This is a genomic window from Streptomyces durbertensis (assembly GCF_014156695.1).
Lineage (GTDB): Bacteria > Actinomycetota > Actinomycetes > Streptomycetales > Streptomycetaceae > Streptomyces > Streptomyces durbertensis.
Map to the genome: position 1 here is coordinate 1 of NZ_WMLF01000179.1, position 10269 is coordinate 10269.

Here is a 10269-nt window from a genome sequence, read left to right on the forward strand (position 1 = left end):
GTCGGAACCGCCGCCTCCGCCGTCGCAGGCGTCCGCCGCCGGGCCGCAGTCCTCGGAGTCGATGCCGACGTCGGTGAACCAGGGACCGGCCCAGGTGTCGTCGGAGCCCTGGTCCGGCTGCTCGCGTCGGGCGCCGAAGCGGAGCAGGCCGACGTGCGCGCCGAGCCCGCAGGCGACGCCGAAGAAGTGCGCCATCAGCGCGTCCATCGGGTCGGTGCTCTGGTGGCGGACGACGGCGAGCGGGCGGAGCCCGTGCACGGTCGGCCGCTGCGCGCCGGTCGGCATGGAGAGCTGGGCGGCGGGCCGGCCGTCGTGGACGAGCGCGGACCAGACGCGGTCGCGCCAGATCAGCTCCCAGTGGCCGGCGGAGGTCCGCACGGACACCGAGCGGCGGGTCTTCCGCCAGGACTGGTGGACGGTGAGCACCGCGCGTTCGTCGCCGACGGTGAGGGTCAGGTCGGCGGCGGGGTCGGGGCGGTCGGCGCGCAGCCCGTAGGGGCCGCGGAGCCGGACGGGCGGCAGGCCGTCGGCGAACACGTCGACGCGTACGAGGCGGCGGTCGACGGCGACGGTGACCGGCCCGGCCGGTGTGTGCGCGACGCGGCGCGCGATCCACAGGGGCACGCCGAGCCGGGCGGCCTGGTCGGCGACGGCGGCGACGGCGTCGGGGCCGCCGGAGAGGCGGACGGCGAGCGCGCCGAGTTCGTCGGCGAACCGCCGGGCGTGCTTGACCCGCACCGGCCACGTGGAGCCGGCCGCGCGGGTGATCGGTACGACGCCGGGGCCTTCGGACAGCCGCTCCAGTGGCCGGTACAGCCCGCCGCCGCCCAGCCAGCGGCCGTGCCGGTGGGCGTCGGCCATCGCCGGCAGGTTGAGTTCGGTGACCGGGACGCGCCGGCCTCCGGCCCGCAGCTGCTCGGCGCTGAGCTGGACCGCGTGTGTCAGCCGGTTCCAGGACCTCTCCGCGTACAGGGTGTCGCCCATCGTCTCCCCCCGAGCTCCGCCGGGCCCGCCCGGCCGCGCCGTCATGATCGGACTCCGGCATTGTGCCGGGTCGTCCGCCGCCAGGGACGCGCGGGCCCGGCGGGACGGTTTCGCCGGGGTTGGGCGTTCGGGGTGTGAACTGCGCCATAGGGCTGACGTGGTGCGGCACGGGAGCATTGCCCGGAGCGTGATGATCGACGGAAGCGCTGGTCAGCGGGGTTCGCAGGTGGCGGGCAACTCGCGGGCCGGCTCGGGCGTCCTCATCAGCGGGCGCGTGGACGTGCCGGCGGCCCGTGCGGCGGCCGGACGGGGGTGACGGCGAATGGTGCGAATGCCCGCCCACGCTCTAACGTCGACCGGACGGCCCCGGCGTGGCCGTCGGCAGCGCTGTGCAGAACGCGGAGGACATCGCACATGAGTGAACGGTTGGAGACGGTCGACGAGCTGGAGGGCTCGTCGACCCGGTCGGTGACCGGGGAGACCGTTCCAGCGGCGAGGGGTCAGGGCCTGGACGCCGGCCAGGTGGCCGCGCGGGTCGAGGCGGGCCAGGTCAACGACGTGCCCAGCCGTTCCAGCCGCAGCCTGGGCGAGATCGTACGGGCGAACCTCTTCACCCGGATCAACGCCATCATCGGCGTGCTCTTTGTGATCATCCTGATCGTGGGGCCGATCCAGGACGCGCTGTTCGGCGGCGTGATCCTGGCGAACACCGTGATCGGCATCATCCAGGAGGTCCGTGCGAAGCGGACGCTGGACGAGCTGGCGATCGTCGGCGAGACCCGGCCGTCGGTGTGGCGGGACGGCGTGCTCGTCTCGCTGAGCGCGTCCGAGGTGGTCAAGGACGACGTGATCGAGCTCGGTCCCGGCGACAAGATCGTCGTGGACGGGCGGGTCATCGGCTCGGACAACCTGGAGATCGACGAGTCGCTGCTGACCGGCGAGGCCGATCCCGTGGTCAAGGAGCCCGGCGACCCGGTGATGTCCGGCAGCTTCGTGGTCGCCGGAACGGGCGCGTTCGCGACCACCCGGGTCGGGAAGGACGCCTACGCCGCCCAGCTCGCCGAGGAGGCCAAGCGCTTCACGCTCGTCAACTCCGAGCTGCGGCAGGGCATCAGCACGATCCTCAAGTACGTCACCTACGTGATCATCCCGGCCGGTATCGCGTTGATCATCAGCCAGCTGATGATCAACGACGGTGACCTGCCGGAGGCCATCCGGCGCATGGTCGGCGGTCTGGTGCCGATGGTGCCCGAGGGCCTGGTGCTGCTGACGTCCATCGCGTTCGCGGTCGGCGTCGTCCGGCTGGGCAAGAAGCAGTGCCTGGTGCAGGAGCTGCCGGCGATCGAGGGCCTGGCCCGGGTCGACACCGTCTGCCTCGACAAGACGGGCACGCTCACCGAGGCGTCCATGGACGTCGAGGGCGTCCACCCCGTCACGTCCGAGGGCTCCGGCGACCCGGCCGCCACCGAGGCACGTCTCGCCGAGGTGCTGGGCGCGCTCGGCACCTCCGACGAGCGCCCCAACGCCAGCATGCAGGCCATCATCGACCGCCACCCGGCCCCCGAGGGCTGGACCGTGGAGGCCGCCGCCCCCTTCTCGTCCGCCCGCAAGTGGAGCGGCGCCACCCTCACGGACAGCACCGGCGACACCCGCACCTGGCTGCTGGGCGCCCCCGACGTGCTGCTGCCGGCCGGGCACCCGGCGCTCGCCGACGCCGACGCGTACGGCGGCCAGGGCCTGCGGGTGCTGCTGCTCGCCCGCTGCTCGACGCCGCTGGACGCGCTGCTCGCCGACCCGTCCGCCGCGCCCGGCGCCGCCACCCCTGCGGCGCTTGTCGTGATCAAGCAGCGGATCCGCCCCGAGGCGCCCGAGACCCTGCGGTACTTCGCCGACCAGGGTGTCGACACCAAGGTCATCTCCGGCGACAACGCGCTGTCCGTGGGCGCCGTCGCCCGCGGCCTGGACCTGCCGGGCGCCGAGCACCCGGTGGACGCGCGCGCCCTGCCGGACGCCGAGCGGGAGCCGGAGGCGCTGGCCGACAAGGTCGAGCAGAACACGATCTTCGGCCGGGTCGGGCCGCAGCAGAAGCGCGACATGGTCACCGCCCTCCAGTCCCGCGGCCACACCGTGGCGATGACCGGCGACGGCGTGAACGACGTGCTCGCCCTCAAGGACGCCGACATCGCGGTGGCCATGGGCTCCGGCAGCCCCGCCTCGCGCGGCGTCGCGCAGATCGTCCTGCTCAACAACAACTTCTCCACGCTGCCGTCGGTCGTCGCCGAGGGCCGCCGGGTGATCGGCAACATCGAGCGGGTCGCGAACCTCTTCCTCACCAAGACGGTGTACTCGGCGCTGCTGGCGATCATCGTCGTGCTCGCCCAGGTGCCGTACCCGTTCCTGCCGCGCCACCTGACGCTGATCGGCTCGCTGAGCATCGGCATCCCGGCGTTCTTCCTGGCGCTGGCGCCGAACAAGGAGCGGGCGAGGTCGAACTTCGTGGGCCGGGTGCTGCGCTTCGCGATCCCCGCCGGCGCGCTCGCCGCCGTCGCCACGTTCAGCGCCTACCTGATGGCGCGCGGCGTGTACGACAACAACCTGGAGGCCGAGACCTCCGTCGCCTGCCTGACGCTGTTCCTCGTCGCGCTGTGGGCGCTGGCGATCATCTCCCGCCCGTACACCTGGTGGCGGCTGCTGCTGGTCGGCACGATGGGCTTCGCCTTCGCGGTGGTGCTGACCGTGCCGTTCCTCCAGGAGTTCTTCCAGATCAGCCTGGTGGGCACGCGGGCCCCGCTGACGGCGGTGGGCATCGCCGTCGCGGCCGGTGCGACGCTGGAGATCCTCTGGGCCTACCTGCGCCGCCAGGTCACCGCCGACTGACCGGGCCGCGGCCCGGGCTCCCGGCCCGCCGCACGACTCCCCACCGGGGAGCCGCGCGGCGGGCCGTTCCACTGACCACCGGCTCAGCTCCCGACGTACTCGCGCAGGTGGCGGGCGGTCAGCGTCTCGGCATCCGCGACGAGTTCGGCGGGTGTGCCGGTGAACACCACACGGCCGCCGTCGTGTCCGCCGCCAGGCCCGAGGTCGATGATCCAGTCCGCGTGGGCCATCACCGCCTGGTGGTGCTCGATGACCACCAGGGTGTTGCCGGCGTCCACCAGACGGTCCAGCAGCTCCAGCAGCTTGTCGACGTCGGCCAGGTGCAGACCGGTGGTCGGCTCGTCGAGCACGTAGGTGGCGGCCTTCTCCGCCATGTGGATGGCCAGCTTGAGCCGTTGGCGCTCGCCGCCGGAGAGGGTGGTCAGCGGCTGGCCGAGCCGGAGGTACCCGAGACCGACGTCCACCAGCCGCCCCAGTACGGCGGCGGCCTGCCCCGTGGGAAAGAACTCGTGCGCCTCGGTGACCGGCATCTCCAGCACCTCGCTGATGTTCTTCCCCCGCAGCCGGTACGCCAGCACCTCGGGCGTGAAGCGCCGGCCCTCGCACTCCTCGCAGACCGAGGCCACCCCGGCCATCATCGCCAGGTCCGTGTAGACGAGGCCGATGCCGTTGCACTTCGGGCAGGCGCCCTCGGAGTTGGCGCTGAACAGCGCGGCCTTGACGCCGTTCGCCTTCGCGAACGCCGTGCGGATGGGCGTGAGCAGGCCGGTGTAGGTGGCCGGGTTGCTGCGCCGGGAACCCCGGATCGGCGACTGGTCGGCGACCACCACACCCTCCCTTCCGGAGAGCGAGCCGTGGATCAGCGACGACTTGCCCGAACCGGCGACACCCGTCACCACGGTGAGCACCCCGAGCGGGATGTCGACGCTGACGTTCCGCAGGTTGTGCTGGTTCGCACCCGTGACGGAAAGCTGGCCGCGCGGCTCGCGTGTCCGCTCCCGCAGCCGGGTGCGGTGGTCGAGATGCCGCCCGGTGAGCGTGCCGGACGCGCGGAGCCCGGCGACGTCCCCGCTGTAGCAGACCCGGCCGCCGTCGCTCCCGGCGCCGGGACCGAGGTCGACGACGTGGTCGGCGATCGCGATGACCTCCGGCTTGTGCTCGACGACCAGCACGGTGTTGCCCTTGCCGCGCAGCCGCAGCAGCAGGTCGTTCATCCGCTGGATGTCGTGCGGGTGCAGCCCGACGGTCGGCTCGTCGAAGACGTACGTGACGTCGGTCAGCGGCGAGCCCAGGTGCCGCACCATCTTCACGCGCTGCGCCTCACCGCCGGAGAGGCTGCCCGAGGTGCGGTCCAGGCTGAGGTAGCCGAGACCGATCTCGACAAGGGAGTCCAGCAGGTGGCGGAGGTTCTTCAGCAGCGGCGCGACGGACGGGTCGTCGAGCCGGTGGACAAACGCGGCCAGGTCGCTGATCTGCATCGCCGCGCACTCGGCGATGTTGACGCCGTCGATCCGGGAGGCGAGCGCCGCCTCGTTGAGCCGGGTGCCGCCGCAGGCGGGGCAGTCGGCGAAGAAGACCGCCCGGTCGACGAACGCCCGGATGTGGGGCTGCATCGCGTCGCGGTCCTTGCTCAGGTACACCCGCTCGACCTTCACGACCAGGCCCTCGTAGGTGATGTTGTTCGACCCGATCCGCAGCTTGGTGGCGGGCTTGTGGAGGAAGTCCTCCCACTCGGCCGGGGTGAAGTCGCGCAGCTTCTTGTCCGGGTCGTAGAGCCCGGAGTGCGCGAGCGTCTGCCAGTACCAGGAGTCGACGGCGAAGCCGGGCGCGGTGATCGCGCCCTCGTTGAGCGACAGCTCCCGGTCCAGGATCTGGTCGAGGTCGATGGTGGAGACCTCGCCCAGGCCCTCGCACTCCGGGCACATGCCCTCGGCCGAGTTGAAGCTGAAGTGCGGGGAGGGGCCGGCGTGCGGGGTGCCGAGCCGGCTGAAGACGAGCCGCAGCATGGTGTACGCGTCCGTGGCGGTGCCCACGGTGGAGCGGGAGTTGGCGCCCATCCGCTCCTGGTCGACGACGATGGCGGCGCTGAGGTTGTGCAGCTCGTCCACGTCGGGCCGGCTCATGCTGGGCATGAACGACTGCACGAAGGCGGTGTACGTCTCGTTGATCAGCCGCCGCGACTCGGCGGCGATCGTGCCGAACACCAGCGACGACTTGCCGGACCCGGAGACGCCGGTGAAGACGGTCAGGCGGCGTTTGGGCAGGTCGACCGAGACGTCGCGGAGGTTGTTCTCGCGGGCGCCCCTGACGTGGATCGTGTCGTGGCCGTCGGGGTCGGGCTCGGGGACGGTGGTGTGGTGGCTGTCCGGACTGTCGTGGCTGCTGCGCATCCCGGCCCCCCAGGGCAGGTTGAGGCCGCCCGCGAGCCTGCGCGGGCGAACAGAAGGCGGTGGTCGCGGCCAACGTAACCGACCCCGCTGACAATCGGGCCGGGCGTCGGGACCCGGCCCGGTTGTCAGCGGGGTCGGGCGCGGGTCGGCGGGGTCGGCGGCGCTTGCGGCGGTGTGGCGGGGAAACCTAGGGTCCACGACATGTCGGCCGAAACCGCTCGTACGCGCACCCGTCTGACCGCCGAGGAGCGCAGGCGGCAGCTCATCGGCGTCGGGCTGAAGCTGCTGGTCACGCGGCCGATCCACGAGCTGTCGATCGACGAGGTCGCCGCCGAGGCCGGGATCTCGCGGGGTCTGCTGTTCCGGTACTTCCCGACCAAGCGGGACTACTACGTGGCGGTGGTGACGGCCGCCGCCCAGCGGGTGCTCAAGCACGCGCGGGCCCCGGAGGAGGCGCGCACGCCGCATGAGCGGGTGCGCGGCATCGTGGCCGGATTCGTGTCCTTCGTCCAGCGCCGCCGGGGGAACTACGTGGCGCTGGTCCGGGCCGGGGCGGGGGGCGACGAGAAGGTGCTGGAGGTCTTCGAGAACAACCGGCGGGTGATCGGCGAGCGGGTGCTGGAGGCGGTGGGCCGGCCCGCCGCCGACCCGTTCACCCGGCTGGTGGTGCGGGGCTGGTTGGCGATGGCCGAGGAGATGGCCATCGAGGCGGACGAGTCCACGGTGTCCGCGGAGGAGCTGGTGGACTTCCTGGTGGCGGGCCTGGAGCGGATGCTGGCGCCGCCGGGCGGCGAGTGACCGCGCGGCGGCCCGACGGCCGGAAGTCCGGCGGGCGGGTGGGGTGGCGTGCGACCGCGCTATTGAGCATTGCTCAGGAAGGCTCTAGCCTACGTACTCCCCGGTAGCCGACACAGGACGGTGCTGATCGTGGACTTCACTCCCTCACCCCGGGCGCGCGACTACACCGCACGCGTCGCCGACTTCGTCCGGACCGAGATCCAACCCCGGGAAGCCGACTACCACCGCGAGCTGCGCGGCCAGCCCGACCGCTGGGCCGTGCCGCCCGTCGTCGAGGAACTGAAGGCCAAGGCCCGCGCCGCCGGCCTGTGGAACCTGTTCCTGCCCGACCCGAAGATCGGCGCCGGGCTCACCGCGCTGGAGTACGCGCCGCTCGCCGAGGAGATGGGCCGCTCCCTCCTCGCCCCCGAGGTCTTCAACTGCAACGCCCCCGACACCGGCAACGCCGAGGTGCTCTACCACTACGGCAGCCCCGAGCAGCAGCAACGCTGGCTGGAACCGCTCCTCGCCGGCGAGATCCGCTCGGCGTTCTGCATGACCGAACCCGAGGTCGCCTCCTCCGACGCCACCAACATGGCCGCCACCGCCCGCATCGACGGCGACACCGTCGTGCTCGACGGCCGCAAGTGGTGGAGCACCGGCATCGGACACCCGCGTTGCCGCTTCCTGATCTTCATGGGCGTCACCGACCCCGACGCCGACCGGCACCACCGCCACTCGATGGTGCTCGTCCCGACCGACACCCCCGGCGTCCGGGTCGAACGCATGCTGTCCGTCTTCGGCTACCAGGACGAGCCCTACGGCCATGGCGAGGTCTCCTTCACCGACGTCCGGCTGCCGCTGGACGCGATCATCGCCGGGCCCGGACGCGGCTTCGAGATCGCCCAGGGCCGGCTCGGCCCGGGACGCATCCACCACTGCATGCGCATGATCGGCCTCGCCGAGCACGCCCTGGAACTCGCCTGTCGCCGCTCCCTCGACCGCACCGCCTTCGGCCGCCCCCTGGCCAACCTCGGCGGCAACCGGGAGCGCATCGCCCGCGCCCGCATCCGCGTCGAACAGGCAAGACTGCACGTCCTGCACACCGCCTGGCTGCTCGACCAGCACGGGCCGCTCGGCGCCTACGAGGCGTTGTCGCAGGTCAAGGCGGCCGTCCCCGAGATGGCCTACGACATCGTCGACATGGCCGTGCAACTGCACGGCGGCGCCGGGCTCTCCGACGACCTGCCGCTGGCCGCCGCGCTCGCCGGAGCCCGCGCCCTGCGCCTCGCCGACGGTCCGGACGAGGTCCACCTCGGCGTGGTCGCCCGCGCTGAACTCCGCCGCCACCGCGAGTCCGCCGAGGGAGGGGAGCCGTCATGAGCCGACGGGTGCTGGTCACCGGAGGCGCCTCCGGCCTGGGGCGCGCACTGGCCCGGCGGTACGCCGCGCTCGGCGCCCGGGTGGTCGTCGCGGACCTCGACCCGCCCGAGCGGCCGGTCGCCGCCGGCGTCGAGTCGCTGCGCCTGGACGTGCGCTCCGAGGAGGAGTGGCGGGCCGCCCGCGCGTGGTGCGCACGCGAGTGGGGCGGCCTGGACGTGCTCGTCAACAACGCCGGCGTCGCCGCCGCCGGACGGATCGAACGCCTCACCGCCGCCGACTGGGACTGGATACTCGACGTCAACCTGCGCGGCACGGTCAACGGCTGCCGGACCTTCGTCCCGCTGCTCAAGCGGCAGCGCAGCGGTCACCTCGTCAACGTCGCCTCGCTCGCCGGGCTGATGAACCTGCCCGGGATGGCCTCCTACAACGTCTCCAAGGCGGCCGTCATCTCGCTCTCCGACACCCTCCGCCACGAGCTGGCCCCCTACGGCGTGTCAACCAGCGTCGTGTGCCCGGGGTTTGTCCCCACCAACCTCGGCGCCGGGCTGCGCAGCCCGGACCCGGTCCTGGCCGCGTCCGCCGAACGGATGATCCGCAACGGGTCCGTCACCCCCGAGCAGTTGGCCGAGACGGTCGTGGCGGCCGTCGACCGGGGCCGGTTCCTCGTCCACACCCACCGCGAGGGACGCGTCGCCGCCACCCTGAAACGGCTTGTCCCGCCGCTCGCCGACCGGCCCGTCCGCCGTGCCTGGCAGCGCACCAGGGCCAAGCTCGACGCCCAGGACCGCGACGAACGCCCGGCCCCGGAGCAGCCGCAGGAACAGGGAGAGGACCGATGAACCAGCCCGGCCCGGTACGCGGCGAGGACGGCTTCGACGTGGCGCGCGTCGACGCCTGGCTGCGAGAACGGCTGCCCGAACTCACCGGCGGTCCACCCGAGATCGGCCAGTTCTCCGGCGGCGCCTCCAACCTCACCTACCTGCTGCGCTACCCCGGCACCGAACTTGTCCTGCGGCGGCCGCCGGCCGGCCGGAAGGCGTCCTCCGCCCATGACATGGCCCGCGAGTACCGGGTGCAGCAGGGCCTCGCCCCGGTGTTCCCGTACGTGCCGAAGGTGCGGGCGCTCTGCCAGGACCACAACGTCATCGGCTGCGACTTCTACGTCATGGACCGGATCGAGGGCGTGATCCCGCGCCGCAACGTGCCCCGGGAACTGGACCTCGGGCCCGCGCGCGCCCGCGTCCTGTCCGAACGGTTCGTCGACACCCTCGCCGAACTGCACGCCGTCGACGCGTCCGCCGCCGGCCTCGCCGACCTCGGCCGCGGCGAGGGCTACGTGCGGCGACAGATCGAGGGCTGGACCCGCCGCTACGGACAGGCCCGCACCTGGAACGTCCCGAGCTTCCATCACGTCACCCGCTGGCTCGCCGCGAACCAGCCGGCGGACGCGGCCGTCAGCGTCATCCACAACGACTGGCGGCTGGACAACCTCGTCCTCGACGAGGAGCTGCGCGTCGTCGGCGTGCTCGACTGGGAGATGGCCACCCTCGGCGACCCGCTCATGGACCTCGGCGCCGCGCTCGCCTACTGGGTGCAGGCCGACGACGGACGGCTCGCCGTCCGCACCCGCCGGCAGCCCAGCCACCTGCCCGGCATGCTCACCCGCGACGAGATCGTGCGGCGCTACGCCGAGCGAAGCGGGCTGCGGGTGGAGGGGTGGGCCTTCTACGAGGTGTACGGCCTGTTCAGACTGGCCGCCATCGCCCAGCAGATCTACTACCGCTACCACCACCGGCAGACCCGCAACCCCGCCTTCCGCCACCTGTGGACGGCCGTCCACCACCTGCACCGCCGGTGC

General features: G+C 72.7%; 7 protein-coding genes. 5 read left to right on the forward strand and 2 right to left on the reverse strand.

Annotated features, from left to right (window positions below; translation table 11 throughout):
• On the reverse strand, nt 1-984 hold a 984-nt coding region (locus GL263_RS13860), incomplete at its 3' end, for a hypothetical protein (RefSeq protein ID WP_182855995.1).
• Between the two features lie 414 nt (nt 985-1398).
• Here GL263_RS13860 and GL263_RS13865 point away from each other — a divergent pair.
• Entirely contained in the window at nt 1399-3861 is a 2463-nt protein-coding gene (locus tag GL263_RS13865; RefSeq protein WP_182855996.1) for an HAD-IC family P-type ATPase, read from the forward strand.
• An 83-nt stretch (nt 3862-3944) separates the two neighbouring features.
• Here the strand turns inward: GL263_RS13865 and GL263_RS13870 are convergent, their stop codons facing one another.
• On the reverse strand, nt 3945-6251 hold the full coding sequence (locus tag GL263_RS13870) for an ATP-binding cassette domain-containing protein (RefSeq protein ID WP_182855997.1): 2307 nt from the start codon (nt 6249-6251) through the stop codon (nt 3945-3947).
• 201 nt (nt 6252-6452) lie between these two features.
• Between GL263_RS13870 and GL263_RS28855 the strand changes: the two genes are divergently transcribed.
• The 4 genes from GL263_RS28855 to GL263_RS13890 form a co-directional block, all read left to right on the forward strand.
• Entirely contained in the window at nt 6453-7049 is a 597-nt protein-coding gene (locus tag GL263_RS28855) for a TetR/AcrR family transcriptional regulator (protein WP_182855998.1), read from the forward strand.
• Between the two features lie 129 nt (nt 7050-7178).
• Complete coding sequence (locus GL263_RS13880) at nt 7179-8411, forward strand: acyl-CoA dehydrogenase family protein (protein WP_182855999.1); 1233 nt, start codon at nt 7179-7181, stop codon at nt 8409-8411.
• Nucleotides 8408-9250 (forward strand): SDR family NAD(P)-dependent oxidoreductase, encoded by an 843-nt coding sequence (locus GL263_RS13885; protein WP_182856000.1) that lies wholly within the window; start codon nt 8408-8410, stop codon nt 9248-9250. The genes GL263_RS13880 and GL263_RS13885 overlap by 4 nt, the downstream gene beginning before the upstream one ends.
• Nucleotides 9247-10269, forward strand: a 1023-nt coding sequence (locus GL263_RS13890) for a phosphotransferase family protein (protein WP_182856001.1), incomplete at its 3' end; no start/stop codon positions are given. The genes GL263_RS13885 and GL263_RS13890, both read left to right, overlap by 4 nt.

Excerpts from the sequence above, each read along its gene's own strand:
- GL263_RS13870 (WP_182855997.1), bottom strand. The coding sequence starts at position 6,251 with ATGCGCAGCAGCCACGACAGTCCGGACAGCCACCACACCACCGTCCCC.
- GL263_RS13885 (WP_182856000.1), top strand. The coding sequence starts at position 8,408 with ATGAGCCGACGGGTGCTGGTCACCGGAGGCGCCTCCGGCCTGGGGCGC.
- GL263_RS28855 (WP_182855998.1), top strand. The coding sequence starts at position 6,453 with ATGTCGGCCGAAACCGCTCGTACGCGCACCCGTCTGACCGCCGAGGAG.
- GL263_RS13865 (WP_182855996.1), top strand. The coding sequence starts at position 1,399 with ATGAGTGAACGGTTGGAGACGGTCGACGAGCTGGAGGGCTCGTCGACC.